Origin of the sequence: Snodgrassella alvi wkB2 (genome assembly GCF_000600005.1) — a bacterium.
GTDB lineage: Bacteria > Pseudomonadota > Gammaproteobacteria > Burkholderiales > Neisseriaceae > Snodgrassella > Snodgrassella alvi.
This window is the reverse complement of record NZ_CP007446.1, coordinates 2,417,643-2,438,517: the sequence shown is the minus strand read 5'-3', so window position 1 is coordinate 2,438,517 and position 20,875 is coordinate 2,417,643. Positions and strand designations below refer to the sequence as shown.

Here is a 20,875-nt window from a genome sequence, read left to right as displayed (position 1 = left end):
GAATATCATGAGTATTCAAGACAAACATCTGGACTGGCTGGAAGCTGAATCTATTTATATTATCCGCGAAGTAGTGGCCGAAGCACGCAATCCGGCATTACTGTTTTCCGGCGGCAAGGATTCAGTGGTGCTGCTGTCTCTGGCCGTAAAGGCCTTTCAGATTCCGGGACACAGCCTGCAACTGCCATTGACACTGGTGCATATAGATACCGGACACAACTACCCGGAGGTTATTGCTTTTCGTGATGAAGTCGTACGCCGCCTCGGTGCACGTCTGGTTGTCGGCAGTGTAGAAGAGTCGATCCGCCGCGGCAGTGTTACTTTGCGCCGGGCTACAGATTCACGGAATGCCGCACAGGCCGTCACTCTGCTGGAAACAATTGAAGCCAATGGCTTTGATGCATTAATGGGCGGCGCTAGACGGGATGAGGAAAAAGCCCGGGCTAAAGAACGGATTTTTTCTTTTCGGGATGAATTTGGTCAGTGGGATCCGAAAAACCAGCGTCCCGAATTATGGGATTTGTACAATACACGTCTGCATCCGGGTGAAAATATGCGGGTTTTTCCGATTTCCAACTGGACAGAGCTAGATATCTGGCAATATATCGCGCGTGAACAGCTTGCTTTGCCGGAGATTTACTATGCACATCAGCGAGAAGTCGTTGAGCGTAACGCTATGCTGGTACCGGTAACAGAGCTGACACCGAAAAAAGAAGGTGAAGTCAGTATTGTGCGCAGTGTGCGTTTCCGGACTGTCGGCGATATTTCCTGCACCTGTCCGGTAGCCAGTACAGCCAGTACAGCAGCAGAAATTATTGCTGAAACCGCACAAACCACGATTTCCGAACGTAATGCTACCCGTATGGATGATCAGGTATCGGAAGCGGCGATGGAAGAGCGCAAGAAAGCAGGTTATTTCTGATGACAGAAAAACAAACGGTATTACCGGCCAGAATATTTATTGTGCATGGTTTTCAGAGCAGTCCGCAGGATAACTGGTTCGACTGGCTGGCTGCACAGATCCGGCCAACCGGTGCAGAAGTAACCGTACCGCTTATGCCTCAGCCGGATTATCCGCAGGCAGTGCAATGGCAGCAGACACTGGATAAGCTTATCGGGCAGCCGGATGAACAGACTTTTCTGATTGGTCATAGTCTTGGCGTTATTACACTGCTGCAATTTCTCAGCCGGCATAAACCTGCACGGCTGGGCGGTCTGATTCTGGTTGCCGGATTTGCCGCACACCTGCCCAAGCTACAAATACTGGATGGTTATATCGATGCCAGTCAGCCGGATTTTGCAGTATTGCAGCAAATCAGTATGCCGGTTCACAGCATTATTTCAACTAATGACCCATATGTTCCCGAAGCAGCCAGTAACGATATTGCCCATGCCTTGCATAGCAGTATTCAGTATATCCCTGATGGCGGCCATCTGATGGCAGAAGACGGCTTCAGAAAACTGGAACCTGCCCGGGACAGCCTGCAACAGATGCTGGCACAGGCGGCAACCTTAAAAAAGTGAGACACCGATGAGTACTGATTCTGTATTGCGTTTTATTACTGCCGGCAGCGTAGATGATGGTAAATCCACGCTGATAGGACGACTGCTGTTTGACAGTCAGTCCTTACTGGCTGATCAGGTTGCTTCGCTGTATCACGGCAAGCACAAACGTACCGCCGACGGCATTCCTGATTTTGCTCAGCTAACTGACGGACTTGCCGCTGAGCGTGAGCAGGGTATTACTATAGATGTAGCCTATCGTTATTTTGCTACGCCGGCGCGTAAATTTATTATTGCTGACACGCCGGGGCATGAGCAGTACACACGCAATATGGTTACAGGTGCATCTACTGCTGATGCAGCCATTATTCTCATAGATGCCACCCGACTGGATTACACTGAACATACACCAGCCTTACTGCCGCAAACCCGCCGTCATAGCGCAATTCTGAAACTGCTGGGTACGCCGCATATCATTGTGGCAGTAAACAAACTGGATTTACTGGATTACAGTGAAGAAAAATTTAATGCCATTAAGCGTGCTTATGCTGAACTGGCTATTGCTCTGGATTTACACAATATCAGCTACGTACCCATATCAGCTTTGAATGGTGACAATATAGTGACTGCCAGTGCGCATATGCCATGGTATCAGGGACAGCCTCTGTTGCCTTTGCTGGAAAGCCTGCCCGCTGCCAATCGCAGCAGCCAGTTACTGTCTGCTCCTGCATTATTCCCTGTTCAGCGGGTTGCCCGGCTGGATGGCAGCAGCGCAGATGATTTTCGCGGTTATCAGGGACGTCTGGAACAAGGTACCCTGAAAGTGGGCGACCGTATACGTATTGAACCGGCAGGGCAGACCAGTGCCATAGCGGCCATTTATACGCCTGATGGTCAGGTGGAGCAGGCACAGTCAGGAGCTGTGCTGACTGTGGTACTGGCAGATGATGTTGATGTTTCTCGGGGCGACAGTTTGGTGGCAGCAGATAGTGCATTACAGCCAGTGAAAACCATCAGTGCTTCCGTGTGCTGGTTCGACAGCAAACCCTTAAACTCAGCCCGCCGCTACTGGTTCAAGCATACTACTCAGACGGTATACGCCAAAATCAGACAGGTTGATTATCTGCTGGATGTTCAAAGCCTGAACCATCGCGAAGACAGCGACAGCCTGCAGCTAAACGATATTGGCCGTGTACAGCTTAGTATTCAGAAACCCGTGGTAGCAACGACTTATGAGGATAATCCCGCTGCCGGAGCCTTTATTCTGATTGATGAAGCCACCAACCATACTGTTGCAGCCGGTATGATTGTTTCTGTTGCTTAAAACCGCATTCAATAATAGTTAATCTATTGAAAATAAGCAGACAGAATTAATATTCTGTCTGTCTGGTACCAGCCTGATACTCAGGCTGGTATTGTTTTGGCATATATTAACTTGTAGATAATATTTATTAAATTTATTCGTCGTTTCAAATTATTTATCCGGCAAAATTCAGATATATTTAATATCTAATAGGTAAATATCTGATGCTTTGAATGCAAACATACAATGTCAGAATAAGATTTATATCAAACTTTTGTGTAAAAAATATGTAAAAATGACGTTAAACTGAAAGTTTAAAAAGTCAAATTGTTAATGTAATATGATATTAATTAAAGTTTATGATGAATTATCATATTAATATTATTGGATAATTTATATAGGGTAAATAATATTAACTTTTTTTGGATAAATTTCCATATTTTATATATTAAAAATGATTATTCGTATAAACAAAACATAACACGATTTACGTTAACATCATTCTGTATTTGAGTCAGGAGATAACTGATGTTAAGCGATCGGATTAAACAGGCGCGCAAGCATGTGGCTCTGTCACAGCAACAGGTGGCTGATAGAATGGGGGTTTCTAAAACTGCCGTATTTAAATGGGAGAATGGTCATTACGAACCGAAAAATCTGGATATACTGGCCAATATACTGGGTGTCAGTTTATCTTGGTTACGTGAAGGCCGTGGTAGTCCTTTTCCGGCTACAACCACAACATTGGCTGCGGAAGTAAATATTATTGCAGAAAATCAGGATCAAACACTCGTTCCATTTTATTCTTCAATAGAACAGGCCGGCAGTGTGCAGTCAAAACAACTGCATATTCAGCACGGTAAAAGAATCAGTTTAAGAACTGAGCTTCTGGAGCGTAAAAAAATCAATCCGCAAATGGTGGTGTGCTTTTCGGTAAATGATAATAGTATGGAACCTATTATTCCTTACGGGACTATTTTTGCAGTAGATTTAAACCGCACCAATATTATTGATGGTAATTTATATCTGATTAAACAAAATCACCAGTATCGCATCAGGAAACTATATTCAATGCCCTACGAAGAAATACGTTTGCATGCCTTTAATACAAAGGAATATAGTGATGTCTGTATACCAGCTAATCACATTATTATCATTGGCCGGATATTTTATTACGCTGTAGAGTTGTAATTGGTGTCATTATCATGTTATTTTTTAATTAAGCCGGATACTTTTACTTTTAATTCAGTAAATTGTTTACTAATGCTCTGCTGGTTCCAGGGAAGCAGATCTGACTGTTTCCAAATAAGTGTTACTTAGTCTGAAACTGGCATTATCGCTTTTTAATCTTATATAGTTATTATTGAATTTTCTATTTAATCATTGCATGTTTTCAATTGTACTCAACTACATCCTGAGATATTACTTTTTTTGTGCCAGTAAAGTGGCAAATCGCAGTTTTATTCGATTACCATCACTATCGGTTTTATGCAGTTCACCAACATCTTCATTGTATTTCAGAATATTCCAGTCCTGATAATAATTACGCAATTCATTCTCTTTAAAAGTAAACGAAAACCCGACTGTACAAGGGAAATCGTCAGTGGACATTGCACTGACAATTAAATTATATCCCCCCGGTTTTGTTATCATTTGCATATTGCGAATGATATCGGGAATTCTGTCTGCCTGTAGAAACATCATTACCACTGTTGAAATAATTAAATCGTAATTACCTGTTAAATCAGCCTGATTTATATCATAAACAGATGCATTAATATGGGATAAATGTTCATTAGCAATAATGCTTTGTAAATTATTAATACTCACCTCTGATTTATCAACGGAATCAACATCAAAACCCAGTTGCTGTAAATAGAGTGAGTTACGACCGGAACCACAACCTAAATCCAAAACTTTCCCTGCTGAAATGAGCTGACTAACTGCCAGTACTTCAGAGTGCGTTTTGGTCATTTGATATTTTTTCTGAGTGTAGTCTTCCGGCAGACAATAAAAAGCCAGCTGGCATTGCAAATCATCCGATATCTGAGCTATCCGGTGCCATTGCTGCGGTAAAATCAACGGTTGTTGCTGCTGAGTATTGAAAACATGCTCAGAAATGATGTCTCCCTGTTCAGTTAATATATCAAAATTCACATGACCTTTAATAATATTTAATTTTGCCCAGGTACCTGTTTGCGTATTATGCTGTTCACAAAACTGTTTCGGTAAGGTTTGTGCATTCCAAACTGGCAACGTTTTATAGCAAATTAAATTTTTCATCACATCACTATTAATAAAATAACTTATTGATACCATAGTATATGGCTTTTTTGATTAGTTAAAGAGATGACTCAAAATTAATTAAATTTGTTATTGTTACCTTACAGATAACATAGCATCTTTATCTTTAAAATAACCAGTATTTATATTCCGAATATCAAGAATAAATCTTCCTTTGATCATCAAAATAGATATTTATTCAATTTACCTTTAATGCAAAATTTTATGATGCCTCTTGCCTGGTATTTGTAAGGCCATAATTTATTCTATTTTAGAATGGCGATAACATTAAGAGAAAAAGGCAGATTATAAATACAATAAATGAATATTTGACATAGTTTTTACGGGTAGTAATCCGAAACCATTTTTCATAACTAACTATATCAATAATCAATAAAGTCTCTATAAATTAAGATCAATATTTTGGTTTTTAGTCAAGTATAAAATAGAATTTGCCAGCGTAAGGATATTATTCAAAATTAAATATAATTATATTAAATTCACGAAAATACCAATATAACTGGCAAAAAATATACATAAAATTATATTTATAGACCTAATATACCAAAATTTGTAATGAATAATGAATATAAATAAATAAAAAAAATGGTATATGATAATCTGTTACAATTTATGCATAAATTCATATAGTTTTGTATTTATCCATAGAAACGAGGTTGATTTATGTTACAGCCTACTAATGCCAAAAATCACCAGAAAATTGTTCTGGTCGGCGCCGGTGCGGTTGGTTCCACTTTTGCCTATGCTGCTACCCTGCAAGGTATCGGTCAGGAACTGGTTATCGTCGATGTTGCCCGTGATAAAGCACATGGTGATGCTAAAGATATTGCTGATGCATTACTGTTTACTTATCCGAAAAACATTTACGCCGGTGATTACAGTGATGCTGCTGATGCTGATATCGTAGTCATTACTGCCGGTGCTGCTCAAAAACCCGGTGAATCACGTCTGGATTTGGTTAATCGTAATCTGCATATCATTAAAAGCATTGTCACTCATATAGTAGAGTCTGGCTTTAACGGTATCTTTCTGGTGGCTTCGAATCCGGTTGACATTCTGACTTATGCTACATGGAAAATTTCCGGTTTTCCGGCAGAACGGGTAATCGGTTCCGGTACATCTTTGGATTCCGCCCGTTTGTGTAAATATGTAGGGTATTTACTGAATGTCGATCCGCGCACAGTAAGCGGATATATTCTGGGTGAACACGGAGACACCGAGTTTCCGGCCTGGTCTCACCTGAGTGTAGGCGGGCTGACCATAGAAGAATGGATTAAAGGTGACCCGCGCTTTACTGAAGCAGATCTGGATATTATTGCTGATCGTGTGGTCAATGCCGCTTACGATATTATTCGCCTTAAAGGTGCTACTTACTATGGTGTCGGTGCTGCTCTGGCACGTATCTGCCGCGCATTATTGGATGATGAAAATACCATTTTACCTGTTTCTGCTTATTTGAACGGTCAGTATGGTGTTAATGATATGTATATTGGTACACCGGCAGTGTTAGACCGGCATGGTATACGTCAGGTAATTGAAATTCCGCTGAATGAAAAAGAGCAGGGTTTAATGCGTGCTTCAGCCAGCCATCTGGATGAAGTGATGCGTAAATCTTTTCCGGAAATCGGTATTAAACGCTAATCTGGACAGTCTGGAGGCAAGCCAGACCATCCGATTCAAGGCAATCCGAAGGGTTGCCTTTTTATATATTCTTACTGCTTCTATCTAAATAAGCGTCATTTCTTTCTCAAAAAACTTTGTGCTTGCTAGTATGGCTGACTATCTATTGCAGTCTGAAAATTACATTAATCATAACTTTATCGAGCACAAGCCATGAGCATACCTATTTCCCCTGAATTGCTGCAATCGCTTACCAGCCTTTCACCAACACAACTTGCCTGGCTGTCCGGCTATGCATGGGCAAACAGTCAGCAGCAAAATACGGTTTCTCCGGCAGCGTTGCCGGTATCCGGTGTTGCAGAACCGGTTGCAGCACGCAAGGTACTGGTTTTATCCGCTTCACAAACCGGTAACGCACGTCGTGTGGCAGAAAGCCTGCAACTGAAACTTGAAGCTGCTGGTATTAATGCAGCTTTAATCGCCAGCGGCGACTATAAAATCAAGCAGCTCTCCAGTGAAGATATTCTTTTGCTGGTAACTTCAACGCAGGGCGAAGGCGAACCCCCGGAAGAAGCTTTACCACTATATAAATATCTGTTTGGTAAAAAAGCACCGGCTCTTAATCAGCTTCACTTTGCGGTACTGGGACTGGGAGACAGCAGTTATCCGCAATTTTGCCAGTGTGCTAAGGATTTTGATAATCAACTGGCTCATCTGGGGGCGCAGCGCCTTGCTGAACGAACAGACTGTGATGTCGACTATCAGAGTAGTGCCGCTGCATGGCAGGATAAAATTATTGCTCTTATCAGTGAGCTGAATAACACTAATAGCGCAAATATAAGTAATGAGGTTCAGCAAAGTGTAGTCGCTGCACAAACTGCGGTATTTACCAAAGCAGCACCATTCAGTGCCACCTTAAGTTTGCGTCAGCGGATCACCACACCTGAAGCCAACAAAGATGTCGAACACATCGAAATCGATTTAACCGGTTCCGGTATCCGTTATCAGCCCGGGGATGCTCTGGGCGTGTTTTATCAGAATGCAGCCACACTGGTAGAAGAAATTCTGCAGCATACACAGGTAGACAGCGATGCACTGGTTCGAATGGCTGATGGACGTGAAATAAGTATCGGAGAAGCGTTACAGAATGAGCTGGATATTACTCAGAATACACCTGCTCTGGTACAAAACTATGCCCGGCAGATACAAAATGCCGAACTGGATGAAATCGTGGCTGACAGTACAGCCTTGAAACAGTTTATTGCCACCACTCCGCCAGTTAGTGTGCTGGCAGCCTATCCGCATTTAATTGATGCACAGGCATTACATGATTTATTTCGTCCGCTTACACCGCGCCTGTATTCAATTGCTTCAAGTCAGGATGAAGTTGGCGAGGAAGTTCATCTGACCGTGGGTGTGGTGCGTTTTATTCAGCGTCAACAGCAATATACAGGGGGTGCGTCCGGTTTTCTCGGTGAACGTTTGCCGGAAGGGGAAGCAGTACGCGTATTTATTGAAGAAAATCACCGTTTCCGCTTACCTGAAGATGGTAATACCCCCATTATCATGATTGGTGCCGGTACAGGTATTGCACCGTTTCGCGCATTCATGCAACAGCGTGATGCCAATGGTGACGCAGGTGAAAACTGGCTGTTTTTCGGTAATCAGAAATTTACTGATGATTTTCTTTATCAGGCCGAATGGCTGCAATACCGCAAAAGCGGTTTACTGACACGTTACGATTTTGCCTGGAGCCGTCAGGAAAACGAAAAGGTTTATGTACAGCATAAATTGCGGGAGCGTGCACAGGATATCTGGGAATGGTTACAGCGCGGAGCGCATATTTATGTTTGCGGCGATGCCGGCAAAATGGCTCGTGACGTTGAGCAGGCACTGCTGGATATTGTTACTGAGCAGGGTAAACTCAGCTTTGAAGATGCTGATGAATATCTAAGCGAACTGCGTCAGCAGCAACGCTATCAGCGTGACGTATACTAACAGCAGGCCTGATTCTTAAAACCAGATTCACAGATACCGTAAAAAAACATTAATATCAGGTTGTGTTTACTACTGATTGTTAATATTTTTATGCTTTTTTCATACCAAATGTTTGGCTGGATGCTGGGATTATTAATACTGTGCTGGGCAGTATTTCGAACCAAGCTGTTTGCATTTATGGATAATCCCGGTAGCCGGCGGATAGAGCGACTGGATGGTCTGCGCTTTATATTAGCTTTCAGTGTAGCCATGCATCATTATGTTTACAGCTATTATTATTTGCATGGCCAGCCATGGACACCGGCCGTATTTGTCCATAATCTGCTCAATCTGCGTCTTGGTGCATTCGCTGTTACTTTGTTTTTCATGCTTTCAGGTTATCTGTTTGCGCATTCTGGCCCCGTTTCGTGGATACAGTTTTATCAGAAGCGTCTGCTGCGCATTGCACCGGTATTTTGTTTATCTTCTGCCTGCTGTATATTACTTGCACTGTATTTACAACGGCATACACTGGTCACACGTGATATGCTGCTTAATCTGTATTACTGGTTTGATACCGGTATTACTGGCATTAAACCAGGATTATTCGGTATGCAGGACGCCCGATTGATTAATGCAGGTGTATACTGGACGTTATACTGGGAATGGGCATTTTATTTTTCCTTGCCACTGATATGTATTCTGCGCCCGAAAACCGGTTTACTGCCTCTGGCAATAATCGTAATATTTATTGCCGTTTATCTGATTGCCCCATTTAATCAGCAAAAAGCTTACTTTATTGCCTGTTTTGCCATAGGCGCACTGGCCAGAATATTGTCAGAAACTGTACAGATATCTAAAAAATTCTGTGATATCGGTATCGTGCTGTTACTGGTACTGATTTTTTGTATTACTAATGGTAACTATAACATTAATTTTTTACCACTGTTTGCAATGCTGTTTGGTCTGATTGCGCTCGGTGGCGATATATTCGGGCTGTTACGGCTAAAAGCTTTTATACGGCTCGGTGATGCCAGTTATAGTATTTATCTACTTCATGGTTTAGCCTGGTATGGTATGAATAAATATATTGCCGTACAAAATCTTGTTTTGAATCGCACACAATACACATTAGTATCTACAGCAGTATTGTTGATTTTACTAACTATCTGTACTCTGACTTTTCAGTATATTGAAAAACCATTTATTGCTTTAGGCCGGCGTAAATTTTCGTGGCTGAAAGAATAAACGTTCAAACAAATTTTTCTAGGGTGCGACAACTGGTTGTATCACTTTCAGATACAGATAATTCAGGATTTAAATACAACAATAATTTCTGCCCGGAACAATTCAGTGATCCGGGCAGTATGGTTTATGCGATATATTGCTTGCTTTGCAAATAGTTATTTATCCGGCTGATCCTGCGTATCAGTATTCTGCAAAGTTTCATGAATATGCTGTTCTGCACTTTGGGCATCATACGGTGTGTCAGTAGCATCATTGTTGCGCGGGTCAAGCTCGGCGGTCATCGGACCAACATTGCCGGATACCGGCACATAAACACTGCGTTCTGAAACAGGGACAGCCGGCTGTATATACGCATATACTGCCAGAATGGTTGCGATAATCGCATATACACTATAGAAGCCGAAATGATTGAACAGCTGCATAACTGAACCCAGAATCAGGGGTGCCACCAGTGAGCCCAAACCATAAACAAACAGCAGACAGCGATTTACTTCCACTGTATTCATATTGGCAGGTAAAACATCATTGGCGCGTGCCAGCCCCAGTGCATACATCGGAAAGCCGCTACAACCGATAGCCAGTGCAATCACGCACTGAGCCCAGATATTACCCGGCAACACCAATAACAACAGCATGCCACTGATTGCTGCTACCGCAGCCACACAGGCACAGCCGAAAATAGTACGCGGGCGCCCGAATTTATTTGATAGCCAGGCAATAAATAATTGGATGGTAAACCCTCCAATCATTGCAGAACCCAGAAACAGAGATACTTCAGGCAGACTGTAGCCCAGTTTCAGCATAAATACCGAGCCCATGGTGAAAAAGCCATTAATAAAAATCCCTGCCATAAAACAGGCTATCCATGCCAGTGGGACGATAGAAAAGACATGCGGCAGGCTGATACGTTCACGTTTAGGAATTTCCGGTTGCTGCATACGGGTCAGCCCTACCGGTAACGTGGCGGCAATCACCAGAATAGCAGCCAGTGTAAAAATGTTATTACTGGTCATATTCAGGCTTAGCAGCAGAACGCTGGTTGCTGACGACATGTAATATACTACTTCGTACAGAGCCAGAATCTTGGCGCGGTTCTGAGGAACGCTGCGTGCTGTAAACCAGCTTTCCACTACCATTAATAAGCTATAGTGACAAAAACCCAGTACTGCACGCAAAATCCCCCACATCCACAACTGTTCTACCATCAGATGGGCGAGAGCGGCAATAGCAAACAATGCACCAAATACGCTGAAGCTGCGGATATGTCCTACGCGTGAAATAATCCGGTGAGAAACAATAGCAGAAATCGTACCACCAATAAAAAAAGCAGCATTCAGCACACCGATGGTAATATTGCTGACTCCCATTTGGGTCAGCTTTACCCCGGCAGAATTCAGAAAAAGCCCGTAACCGGAAAACAGAAAAAAAATAGAACCATATAAAGACAAAAACTGGCGCGTGTGCATGCTGATACCGATAATTAAACAATAGCCAAGCCTGACATAAAACTACTGTTAATGTAAAGTCTGTTACTGAGCGGACAAATAATCAAATTATATCTACAATGATTATTCAGGTTTTGCAAAATACTCCTTCTGAGTTGATGCAGCCTGAGATTTAACAGTATTTAGTAGTGATTATCCGGCATGAAATTTTCTCTGGTGATGTAAAATAAACAACCAAAATTTTCACTTCATCTGAATAAATTTTATTCGGATAAAGAGATTAAACACAATTAGCAGTACAAATTGCAGGTATAAAACTGTCTGTATATTTTAAATCTGTTTATATTTCAGGCTAAGGATTGAGAATATTCAATCTGCCCCATCTGGTATTGTTTATCCCATCATTCCCTTTGGGATTAATTATTAAACGTGATAGTAACTAGCATCAATCCTAAAAGACCGGTTATCCGGTCTTAATCATTCTGGCTATTCATATTTAAGTTATTTCATTCTCAAATACTTCGATGGTATATTTCCAAGAAACGGAGAAATGATAAAGCGTAAAGATTGGTCGTCCATATCATGCTCCTGTGTATAACGAACATTATTGAACTCATATGAACATAATTTTACCATGCCACTGGATCCAGCTGGCCATGAGGTTTTATGTTTGGATTCACATACTTTATTACGCTCGAAGTCACTAAGCTCAAAATCAGCATCAAATGCTTCACTAATAAGCTGAATAGATTGCTGACATTTATTCATATCGGCTGATTTATTATTCGAGGATTGGTCACAGTTAAGTTTAAGTTGTGTTATCAACTCATCCCAGCTGTTTCTATGCATTGTGAGGTTGATATGAGGTGCAAGGTCATATTCAGATAGAGACTCCTCGCTTTTTTTAATAGGTTTCAGATTATATCGATATTGTTTATTTAAGATATTGAATTTTTCTATAAAATCAGATGCTTTAACTTGATAGATGGGTGGGGAGGACACAGTTAGAGCTAATGCTGAGTAAGAGATTAACTGACAGACAACAAAAATAATGGCTATAAAGATTTTTTGCATTTGGCTATCTCTGGGTTTAAAAAGTAAGAATTCAATAGTTATCCGGCATTAGGCGTTACTGGAGAATATAAGAATGTAAATATCTGTTTTATTTTATAGATATTATGTTGTTTCTATGAAAAATAGAATGATATAAATCAAAATTTAAGGATTTTGACTAGTGATATTATCAATCCGGCCGGAATAAATATCAGGCCATAACCTTGTACTTGTTTAGATAATTTCTGTGCCTATTTGTTGGTAACTGTATCGGTAAGGTACTATTCAGACATGCGGACATGCAGGCTGCAACAGTAAAAATCCATACAGATGTATTCAGTTCACAGCAAATGGTTTATTAACAGACTTAACCGGTGAATAATGGTCCGGGTAGTGATAGTAAACTTGATATGATATAAAATTTTTTAAACTGATTGATGCTGATAACAAAAATAGTCAATCGGATACTGGTGAGTATCAAGTGGTGTAAGTTTATCCTGCGCAAAGAATACGGGTAATAGTGCTATTGCCTGCCCCTTTTCAACAAGATTTAACAGCTGGCTGAGAGAATCAATGGTAATAATATTAGTCAGCTGCGGATATATGGCTAAAGTTTTGGCACGTAAGGGACAATCTGCATCGTTGTTAATCAAGACAGGTAAATGCAGATGAGTAGTAACTTCGGAACTTTTTAAAAAGGTAACAGGTAAATATCCGGTTTCTGTTAAATCGTAATCTTTATGCTTAAATTCTTTAAAAGTAATAACCTTATCATAATTATGCTGATTAATTTCATTTTCTATTTCACAGGTTTTTTTAATAACAATATCTGTTGATTCTATTTGATATGCAGTCTTTTCAATAACAATAAACTGAAACAGAAGTTCTGAAATTAATAATGAAGGTTTGACAGATTTAAATGATAATTTTATTTGTGCAAATTTTTCCAGTGTTGAATTGCTAAAAGCATAAAACTGATGGCCTTGTGCTGTTGGTTTCATTCCATCAAAACTACGGATAAAAAGCGTTGCCCGTAATTCATGTTCCATCTTTTTCAGATGTGAGGTCAGATTAGATTGTGAATAGCCTAAAATTTTTGCTGCTTTATTAAGACTTTTAACGTCATAAACTGTTTTAAAAATCAATAATCCTTTGAAATCCATATGTTGTATATGCCTATCATTTTTTCTGATAACTCAATCGCAGATTAGAATTATTCAAAATTTAATTAAATTTATAAACTGAATTACATCGTTTAAAGCGGGAATTCAGTATGCAGGCTATGCAATATAAAATTAGTTTACCAGCCGATTATGATATGAATATTATCAAAGATCGTATTCAAAATAATGGTTTTAAAACAGATGGCTTTGAAGATTTATTATTTAAGGCTTATATAATTTCTGATAAAAAGAGTGGCAATACAGGCAATGGATATTGTCCTCTTTATCTTTGGAAACAAACCAAAGGAATGAACAAATTTATTTTCGAAGGCTATTTTGACAATATTATTAATTCTTTTGGCTGGCAAAAAATCAATATTGGTATTACAGCAGAAGTAGAATTGACAAATGATTTCTCACAAAGCCGGTATGTATTAGAAGAAAATTTTTCTATAGCAGAACAAGTACGGTTAAAAGATTTTTCTTTTCAAGGTGCTGAGTATAAAAATAAAACTGGTAAAGTGATTATTTATAATCCGGATAAATGGCGTTATGCCGCATTTACTTTTTTTAAAGACAAGCCAGCCATAAATAATCAGAATCTCTATCAGATTCTCCATCTTTCGCTTGATGCAGGGCATGGTCAAAAATAAATTAATCAGATTGTTCAATAAATGATATCAATAGATAACTAACTTGTTTTTACTTTATGTTTTTCTTTGATATCCGGTGCCATGGGAATGCTGAATAATCAATGAGTGCTAAAGAGCCGGAAAAACGGTTACAACTGTGTGATTAACAATTATGCTGAGGGGCACATCAGACAACCGATAAGCCGGGTTCTGTCTCGGACAGTCATTCATCTGGGCGGCACATTACTGTGCCGCTCTAGCAACCTACCCGAATGCTCGGCGAGCAGCGTCAGTGCATTCTGTTTGGTCTTGCTCCGAATGGGGTTTAGCCTGCTACACGTTGTTACCAACGGCACGGTGCGCTCTTACCGCACCATTTCACCCTTACCTGTGCTGTGGTTTCCCATAGCCATCGGCGGTTATGCTTTCTGTTCCACTTTCCGTCGCCTCACGACGCCCGGCTGTTAGCCGGCATTCTGCTCTGTGGAGCCCGGACTTTCCTCCATGCATGTATATTATGCACAGCGACTGTCTGGTATGCTGATGTGCCTGCAGGATTCTAACACAAACCGCTGAAAGCTGATTTATATTTCAGATTATGTATAATGATTTGTCTTATTATTTTTCTGGCTGCCGTATTTGCTGGTACAGCCGCTATGGCTCACCTATGCAGAAAGCCCGCGCAATATGTTACTGAACCGATTTTTCAGCTGGTTTGAAAACCGCATTGATACTTATCCGGATACGCTTCCGCAACCGCCGAAAAAAGGTGTGTTGCCGTTTATCTGGAGTTGTCTGGAAGGAGCACGCCCCTGGCTGCTGCTGATGGTTGTCATGACCATAGGTACCGGTATTCTGGAGGCACTGGTATTTCGTTTCCTTGGTACGGTAATCGACTGGCTTGGTGCTTATTCACCAGACAGGTTATGGCCGGAAAAAGGACATGAACTGCTGCTGATGGCTGCTGTGCTGATATTCAGTATTATTTGGTCATTTCTTTCTTCCAATGTACAGTTTCAGACTCTTCAGGGTGCCTTTCCGATGCGCCTGCGCTGGAATTTCCACCGCCTGATGCTCGGGCAGAGTATGGGTTTTTATCAGGATGAATTTGCCGGAAGGGTTTCTGCCAAGGTAATGCAAACCGCGCTTGCAGTACGTGATACGGTAATGTCTGTGGCCAATATGCTGGTTTATGTGCTGGTTTATTTTGTTACCAGCGGGGTAATACTTGCCGGTATGGACAGCTGGTTATTGCTACCTTTTATTCTGTGGATAGTGCTGTTTGTCATGGTACTCAGATTTCTGATTCCTAGGCTGTCTAAAACTGCTCAGAGGCAGGCAGATGCCCGCAGTCTGATGACCGGTCGTATTACTGATGCCTACACCAATATTGCTACGGTGAAGCTGTTTTCACACAGTGCGCGTGAAGCCGCCTATGCCAAAGCATCAATGCAGGAATTTCTGGTAACCGTGAATGCGCAGATGCGTCTGGCAACCCTGCTGGATAGTCTGAGCACCATGATTAATACTTTACTGGTAGTCGGTTCCGCCGGCCTGGGTATCTGGCTGTGGATGCAGGGGCAGGTGGGTGTTGGTGCTATTGCCACAGCGACAGCCATGGCCTCACGGATTAATGGTCTTTCACGCTGGGTAATGTGGGAAAGTGCGCGTCTGTTTGAAAATATCGGTACGGTTGAAGATGGTATGAAGATACTATCCCGTCCGCATGCTATTGTTGATAAACCTAAGGCACTGCCGTTAACAGTTAATCAGGGTGCGATTGATTTTGAGCATGTAAACTTTTCTTACAGTGAGGATAAACCGCTGCTGCGCGATTTTAACCTGCATATCCGAGCAGGTGAAAAAGTGGGTCTGGTCGGACGCAGCGGTGCCGGTAAAACGACACTGACCAATCTGCTGCTGCGTTTTTATGATGTACAGGGCGGGCGTATTCTGATTGACGGGCAGGATATCCGCGATGTAACACAGGACAGTCTGCGTGCAGCACTGGGGCTGGTGACACAGGATACTTCTCTGCTGCACCGTTCGGTACGTGACAATATAGTTTACGGGCGTCCGGATGCCTCTGATGAAGAAATGATACGGGCAGCACAGCAGGCAGCAGCGGATGGTTTCATCCCGTCACTGGAAGACTCTAAAGCAAGACATGGATATGATGCACATGTGGGTGAGCGCGGTGTGAAGCTGTCTGGCGGACAGCGCCAGCGGATTGCCATAGCCCGTGTAATTCTGAAAGATGCGCCGATTCTGCTGCTGGATGAAGCCACCAGTGCTCTGGATTCAGAAGTAGAGGCCGCCATTCAGGAAAATCTTACCCGGTTAATGCAGGGCAAAACGGTTGTGGCAATTGCTCACCGGCTGTCAACGATTGCTGCAATGGATCGGCTGATTGTGATGGATAAAGGGCAGATAGTTGAGCAGGGCACACATAGTGAGCTGCTGGCAAAAAATGGTGTTTATGCTATGCTGTGGCAACGGCAGAGCGGTGGTTTTTTGCCTGAAGCCTGATATACATCAGATATGTTAAAAATCTTTCCGTTAATATATAACTGTTCTAAAATGGTTTGTATTAATTAGGAATAAGTCACTACATAATAAAGGGAGAAGCAGTATGGGTATTAATACACATACCGACCTCGTTCACACATTACAGGGAATTGTCGGGCATGAATATACTCTGACTGATCCCGCACGTACTCTGCCTTACCGTCAGGGTATTCGTTTCGGAGTTGGTGATGCGCTGGCTGTTGTGATACCGGGTACACTGGTGGAGCAGTGGCGGGTATTAAAAGCCTGTGTTGAAGCTGATGTGATAGTTATCACTCAGTCTGCCAATACCGGTCTGACAGGTGGTTCGACACCGGATGGTAATGATTATGATCGCCCGATTGTTATTGTCAGCACACGCCGGCTGGATGGTATTCAGGTGATTGAAAATGGCGAACAGGTAGTCTGTCTGCCCGGCAGCACACTGTTCCGTCTGGAAAAAGAGCTGAAACAATATCAGCGTGGTCCGCATTCGGTTATCGGTTCATCCTGTATTGGTGCCTCCGTGATGGGCGGAGTATGTAACAATTCAGGCGGTGCGCTGATTCAGCGCGGTCCGGCTTATACTCAGATGGCAGTGTTTGCTCAACTGGATGAAAAGGGTCAGTTGCATCTGGTAAATCATCTTGGTATCGAACTGGGCGATGAACCGGAAACTATTTTACAGAATCTGCAAAATCATAAATACAGCGATCAGGATATCAAACATGATGCCGGTATGGGACATGACCACGAATACCGCAACCATGTACGCGAAATAGATGCAGATACGCCGGCACGTTTTAATGCCGATCCGGCACGGCATTATGAAGCTTCCGGCAGCGCCGGACGTCTGATGGTCTTTGCTGTTCGTCTGGATACTTTCCCGCTGGAGAAAAAATCTGCGGTTTTCTATATCGGCAGTAATGATACCCACGAGTTGGATGATATTCGCCGCCAGATTCTCAGCAAGTTTAAAAATCTGCCGGTTTCCGGTGAGTACATGCACCGTGAGGCTTTTGATATTGCTGCGGCGTATGGTAAAGATATTTTTGTTGCCATTCAGAAATTCGGTACGGATGCTATGCCGCGCCTGTTTGCCTTTAAGAATTTTGTTGATCGTATCATGGCGAAAATTCCGTTTTTTCCGAAGAATTTTTCTGACCATTTTGCGGTATTTATGTGTAAGTTTCTGCCGCAGCATTTACCTCAGTCCATTCGTGATTACCGCGACCGTTACGAACACCATCTGATTCTGAAAATGGCTGATGACGGTATTGAGGAAGCAGAAGCATTTCTGAATACTTTTTTCCAGCAGAAAACTGGTAGTTATTTTCGCTGTAATGAAAAAGAGGCCGAAGCGGCAATGCTGCATCGTTTTGCCGCAGCCGGCGCAGCGACTACCTATCGTAATGTGCATAGCAATACGGTAGAAAATATTGTTGCACTGGATGTGGCTTTACGGCGTAATGACAGCGAATGGTTTGAAACCCTGCCTGACAGTATTAATCAGCATTTCATCCATAAAATGTATTATGGCCACTTTTTCTGTCATGTTTTCCATCAGGATTATATTGCCCGTAAAGGTACCGATTGCAACAAAGTTGAAGATGAGATGCTGGTACTGCTTGATCAGCGTGGAGCCCAGTATCCGGCTGAGCACAATGTCGGTCACTTGTATCATGCCAAACCGGCTTTAAAGCAATTCTACCGGCAGCTGGATCCTACCAATAGCTTTAATCCGGGTATTGGTAAAACTTCAAAGAAAAAATACTGGGCTGATTAAGCTGACAAATAAATCAGTATTTTCTGAAAATCATTGCTGATAAAGGTATTTGGAAAAGATAGTATTTACGTCTGAAATATACCGCTGAGCGCCTGCTGATTTGTCAGGCGTTTTTTTTTGACTGATGAAAAGGCAAGTTGATTATTTATGAATAGTATTAATTAACCTTAGTAATTCAGACCTCTTAATCCTGTAGCCTGCAAAGACTATGCTGTTTCTGCAATTAATCACAAAAGGAATAGTACGATGCAACAACGTTATTTAGGCAGTAGCCGTCTGGCCGTTTCTGCTTTGGGGCTGGGATGTATGGGGTTGAGTTTCGGATATGGTGCGGCAACAGAAACCGGAAAAGCCATTGAGCTGATTCGTTCTGCTGTGGCACAGGGTGTGACTTTTTTTGATACGGCAGAAGTCTATGGTCCTTATCTGAACGAAGAATTAGTCGGTGAGGCTTTGAAACCTTACCGGCAACAGGTAGTGATTGCCACTAAGTTTGGTTTTACGTTTGGTGATGATAATAAACAGCAGATTTTAAACAGCCGTCCGGAGCATATTCGTCAGGAAGTCGAAGGTTCATTGCGGCGGCTGCAAATAGATGTGATTGATTTATTGTATCAGCATCGGGTCGACCCTGATGTACCGATTGAAGATGTTGCCGGTACGGTTAAGGATTTGATTGCTGAGGGAAAGGTAAAACATTTTGGTTTGTCTGAAGCCGGTGCTGCTACCATTCGCCGAGCTCATGCAGTACAGCCTTTGACTGCGTTGCAAAGTGAGTATTCAATGTGGTGGCGGGAGCCGGAAAAAGAAATTTTGCCATTGCTGCAGGAGCTGGGAATTGGTCTGGTACCGTTCAGCCCGCTGGGTAAAGGCTTTTTAACCGGTACCATTAATTCATCTACTGTATTTACCGCCGATGATTTCCGCCGGCGTGTACCGCGCTTTACTCCTGAAGCACTGGCAGCAAATGAAAAACTGAACACTCTGATCAATAAACTGGCTCAGGCTCATCAGGTTACTCCGGCTCAGATTGCGCTGGCATGGCTGCTGGCACAAAAACCATGGATTGTTCCGATTCCGGGCACTACCAGACCAGACAGACTTCAGGAAAATCTGGCTGCGGCCGACATTCAGCTAACTGCCAGTGATGTTGCTGAAATTAATCAGGCTCTGGAGCGTGTTTCTATTGTGGGTGAGCGTTATCCTGCTGACCTGCAGGCACGTGTAGGGCGTTAATCAGGAAAGAATAAGGGAGACTCATATGGTTTCCCTTATTCAACTAGTCGTAAAGCATCAATCATCATAGCAAAGGCACGGGGGTGCTGTTTGCGGCTGGGATAGTAGAGGTAATAGCCCGGAAAAGCAGGACACCAATCTTTCAGTACTTGTACCAGCTGACCGGATGCCACCAGTGCTGTGACCATATCCTCGGGCACGTAGCCAATACCAAAACCAGATAACACGGCGTCTATGCGCTCAGGCAACTGATTGAAAGTAAGTTGTCCGTTCACTTTAATGCGCAGTGGTTTGCCGTCTTTTTCAAACTCCCACTGATAAAGTGCGTTGGCACTGGGTAAGCGTACATTGATACACTGATGATGCTGTAAATCATATGGAGTGGTCGGTATAGCGTGAGTCTTGAAATAATCTGCTGATGCCACAACGGCCAGACGTATTTCAGAGCTCAGTTTAATGGCTATCATGTCTTGTTCGAGGCTCTCTCCAAGGCGTACTCCGGCATCAAAACCATCTTGCACGATATCTACAAAATGGTTATCGATAAATAACTCAACATTAATTTTCGGATGTTCTTTCAGAAATGGTTTCAGTTTCGGCCAGAGCACTGTATTTGCCGCATGTTCACTAACAGACAGCCGAATATTGCCGCTGGCCGTACCATTTTGTTCAACCAGATTCTGTAATGTAAATTCAAGCTCATTTAATCGTGGTTCCAGATAAGCAATAATCTGTTCACCTATATCAGTAGGCGCCACACTGCGTGTTGTCCGGGTCAGTAAACGTGTTTGCAGTTTTTGCTCCAGAACTTTAATCGCGTGGCTGAGCGCAGACTGTGTCATTCCCAGTTTACGGGCTGCTCTGGTAAAACTTCGCTCTTTGGCTATTGTCAGTAAATATTGAAATTCATTGAAATTTTCTCTGAGCATGTTGCTATTCCCCCTGCTGAATTTAATCATGATTTGCAGCAGTAATGTAATTTATACATTAAAACAATGTGGTGTTATCAGCAACCTTATTCTGTGACAGAGAATATATAAACCTTACCGTGAAATACA

General features: G+C 42.3%; 16 protein-coding genes and 1 other RNA gene. 11 read left to right on the top strand and 6 right to left on the bottom strand.

Translation table 11 applies throughout. The annotated features are described in order from the left end of the window. Nucleotides 1–7 precede the first annotated feature (7 nt). The 4 genes from cysD to SALWKB2_RS11125 all read left to right on the top strand — a co-directional run bounded on the left by cysD (nt 8) and on the right by SALWKB2_RS11125 (nt 3,997). Nucleotides 8–922, top strand: coding sequence for a sulfate adenylyltransferase subunit CysD (cysD, locus tag SALWKB2_RS11140; protein WP_025331754.1), 915 nt, complete (start codon nt 8–10; stop codon nt 920–922). After that, complete coding sequence (locus tag SALWKB2_RS11135) at nt 922–1,524, top strand: RBBP9/YdeN family alpha/beta hydrolase (RefSeq protein WP_025331753.1); 603 nt, start codon at nt 922–924, stop codon at nt 1,522–1,524. The genes cysD and SALWKB2_RS11135 overlap by 1 nt, the downstream gene beginning before the upstream one ends. Before the next feature lie 7 nt (nt 1,525–1,531). Then, complete coding sequence (locus SALWKB2_RS11130) at nt 1,532–2,827, top strand: sulfate adenylyltransferase subunit 1 (protein WP_025331752.1); 1,296 nt, start codon at nt 1,532–1,534, stop codon at nt 2,825–2,827. A 507-nt stretch (nt 2,828–3,334) separates the two neighbouring features. After that, nucleotides 3,335–3,997: an XRE family transcriptional regulator gene (locus tag SALWKB2_RS11125; RefSeq protein WP_025331751.1), complete on the top strand. Its 663-nt coding sequence runs from the start codon at nt 3,335–3,337 to the stop codon at nt 3,995–3,997. A gap of 231 nt (nt 3,998–4,228) precedes the next feature. Here SALWKB2_RS11125 and tehB read toward each other — a convergent pair whose 3' ends face one another. Next, the gene (tehB, locus tag SALWKB2_RS11120; RefSeq protein ID WP_025331750.1) at nt 4,229–5,089 is read right to left on the bottom strand and encodes an SAM-dependent methyltransferase TehB; all 861 of its coding nucleotides are present in this window, start codon (nt 5,087–5,089) and stop codon (nt 4,229–4,231) included. A 684-nt stretch (nt 5,090–5,773) separates the two neighbouring features. Between tehB and SALWKB2_RS11115 the strand changes: the two genes are divergently transcribed. The 3 genes from SALWKB2_RS11115 to SALWKB2_RS11105 all read left to right on the top strand — a co-directional run bounded on the left by SALWKB2_RS11115 (nt 5,774) and on the right by SALWKB2_RS11105 (nt 9,955). Beyond that, nucleotides 5,774–6,751 (top strand): L-lactate dehydrogenase, encoded by a 978-nt coding sequence (locus SALWKB2_RS11115; protein WP_025331749.1) that lies wholly within the window; start codon nt 5,774–5,776, stop codon nt 6,749–6,751. 192 nt (nt 6,752–6,943) lie between these two features. Beyond that, nucleotides 6,944–8,728, top strand: a complete 1,785-nt coding sequence (locus SALWKB2_RS11110; protein ID WP_038649085.1) for an assimilatory sulfite reductase (NADPH) flavoprotein subunit — start codon at nt 6,944–6,946, stop codon at nt 8,726–8,728. Between the two features lie 90 nt (nt 8,729–8,818). Continuing rightward, nucleotides 8,819–9,955, top strand: coding sequence for an acyltransferase family protein (locus SALWKB2_RS11105; protein ID WP_025331747.1), 1,137 nt, complete (start codon nt 8,819–8,821; stop codon nt 9,953–9,955). 155 nt (nt 9,956–10,110) lie between these two features. On the opposite strand, the gene SALWKB2_RS11100 is transcribed toward SALWKB2_RS11105, so the two are convergent. The 3 genes from SALWKB2_RS11100 to SALWKB2_RS11090 all read right to left on the bottom strand — a co-directional run bounded on the left by SALWKB2_RS11100 (nt 10,111) and on the right by SALWKB2_RS11090 (nt 13,616). Further along, nucleotides 10,111–11,421 (bottom strand): MFS transporter, encoded by a 1,311-nt coding sequence (locus tag SALWKB2_RS11100; RefSeq protein ID WP_025331746.1) that lies wholly within the window; start codon nt 11,419–11,421, stop codon nt 10,111–10,113. 480 nt (nt 11,422–11,901) lie between these two features. Next, nucleotides 11,902–12,474: a hypothetical protein gene (locus SALWKB2_RS11095; RefSeq protein WP_025331745.1), complete on the bottom strand. Its 573-nt coding sequence runs from the start codon at nt 12,472–12,474 to the stop codon at nt 11,902–11,904. Between the two features lie 404 nt (nt 12,475–12,878). Then, on the bottom strand, nt 12,879–13,616 hold the full coding sequence (locus tag SALWKB2_RS11090) for a LysR family transcriptional regulator (RefSeq protein ID WP_025331744.1): 738 nt from the start codon (nt 13,614–13,616) through the stop codon (nt 12,879–12,881). 110 nt (nt 13,617–13,726) lie between these two features. Between SALWKB2_RS11090 and SALWKB2_RS11085 the strand changes: the two genes are divergently transcribed. After that, a complete protein-coding gene (locus SALWKB2_RS11085) occupies nt 13,727–14,269 on the top strand; it encodes a DUF4865 family protein (protein WP_025331743.1) in 543 nt (180 codons plus the stop codon). Nucleotides 14,270–14,431: 162 nt separating this feature from the next. Here the strand turns inward: SALWKB2_RS11085 and rnpB are convergent. Next, nucleotides 14,432–14,792, bottom strand: an RNA gene (gene rnpB / locus SALWKB2_RS11775) — RNase P RNA component class A. Between the two features lie 143 nt (nt 14,793–14,935). Between rnpB and SALWKB2_RS11080 the strand changes: the two genes are divergently transcribed. The 3 genes from SALWKB2_RS11080 to SALWKB2_RS11070 all read left to right on the top strand — a co-directional run bounded on the left by SALWKB2_RS11080 (nt 14,936) and on the right by SALWKB2_RS11070 (nt 19,817). Then, a complete protein-coding gene (locus SALWKB2_RS11080; protein WP_025331742.1) occupies nt 14,936–16,777 on the top strand; it encodes an ABC transporter ATP-binding protein in 1,842 nt (613 codons plus the stop codon). A 103-nt stretch (nt 16,778–16,880) separates the two neighbouring features. After that, entirely contained in the window at nt 16,881–18,581 is a 1,701-nt protein-coding gene (gene dld / locus SALWKB2_RS11075; RefSeq protein ID WP_025331741.1) for a D-lactate dehydrogenase, read from the top strand. A 246-nt stretch (nt 18,582–18,827) separates the two neighbouring features. Beyond that, nucleotides 18,828–19,817 (top strand): aldo/keto reductase, encoded by a 990-nt coding sequence (locus SALWKB2_RS11070; RefSeq protein WP_025331740.1) that lies wholly within the window; start codon nt 18,828–18,830, stop codon nt 19,815–19,817. A gap of 35 nt (nt 19,818–19,852) precedes the next feature. Here SALWKB2_RS11070 and SALWKB2_RS11065 read toward each other — a convergent pair whose 3' ends face one another. Further along, on the bottom strand, nt 19,853–20,746 hold the full coding sequence (locus SALWKB2_RS11065; protein ID WP_025331739.1) for a LysR family transcriptional regulator: 894 nt from the start codon (nt 20,744–20,746) through the stop codon (nt 19,853–19,855). Nucleotides 20,747–20,875 lie beyond the last annotated feature (129 nt).

Excerpts from the sequence above, each read along its gene's own strand:
- SALWKB2_RS11085 (WP_025331743.1), top strand. The coding sequence starts at position 13,727 with ATGCAGGCTATGCAATATAAAATTAGTTTACCAGCCGATTATGATATG.
- SALWKB2_RS11090 (WP_025331744.1), bottom strand. The coding sequence starts at position 13,616 with ATGGATTTCAAAGGATTATTGATTTTTAAAACAGTTTATGACGTTAAA.
- SALWKB2_RS11105 (WP_025331747.1), top strand. The coding sequence starts at position 8,819 with ATGCTTTTTTCATACCAAATGTTTGGCTGGATGCTGGGATTATTAATA.
- SALWKB2_RS11080 (WP_025331742.1), top strand. The coding sequence starts at position 14,936 with ATGTTACTGAACCGATTTTTCAGCTGGTTTGAAAACCGCATTGATACT.
- SALWKB2_RS11130 (WP_025331752.1), top strand. The coding sequence starts at position 1,532 with ATGAGTACTGATTCTGTATTGCGTTTTATTACTGCCGGCAGCGTAGAT.
- SALWKB2_RS11100 (WP_025331746.1), bottom strand. The coding sequence starts at position 11,421 with ATGCACACGCGCCAGTTTTTGTCTTTATATGGTTCTATTTTTTTTCTG.
- SALWKB2_RS11125 (WP_025331751.1), top strand. The coding sequence starts at position 3,335 with ATGTTAAGCGATCGGATTAAACAGGCGCGCAAGCATGTGGCTCTGTCA.
- dld (WP_025331741.1), top strand. The coding sequence starts at position 16,881 with ATGGGTATTAATACACATACCGACCTCGTTCACACATTACAGGGAATT.
- SALWKB2_RS11110 (WP_038649085.1), top strand. The coding sequence starts at position 6,944 with ATGAGCATACCTATTTCCCCTGAATTGCTGCAATCGCTTACCAGCCTT.
- SALWKB2_RS11135 (WP_025331753.1), top strand. The coding sequence starts at position 922 with ATGACAGAAAAACAAACGGTATTACCGGCCAGAATATTTATTGTGCAT.
- SALWKB2_RS11070 (WP_025331740.1), top strand. The coding sequence starts at position 18,828 with ATGCAACAACGTTATTTAGGCAGTAGCCGTCTGGCCGTTTCTGCTTTG.
- SALWKB2_RS11115 (WP_025331749.1), top strand. The coding sequence starts at position 5,774 with ATGTTACAGCCTACTAATGCCAAAAATCACCAGAAAATTGTTCTGGTC.
- tehB (WP_025331750.1), bottom strand. The coding sequence starts at position 5,089 with ATGAAAAATTTAATTTGCTATAAAACGTTGCCAGTTTGGAATGCACAA.
- cysD (WP_025331754.1), top strand. The coding sequence starts at position 8 with ATGAGTATTCAAGACAAACATCTGGACTGGCTGGAAGCTGAATCTATT.
- SALWKB2_RS11095 (WP_025331745.1), bottom strand. The coding sequence starts at position 12,474 with ATGCAAAAAATCTTTATAGCCATTATTTTTGTTGTCTGTCAGTTAATC.
- SALWKB2_RS11065 (WP_025331739.1), bottom strand. The coding sequence starts at position 20,746 with ATGCTCAGAGAAAATTTCAATGAATTTCAATATTTACTGACAATAGCC.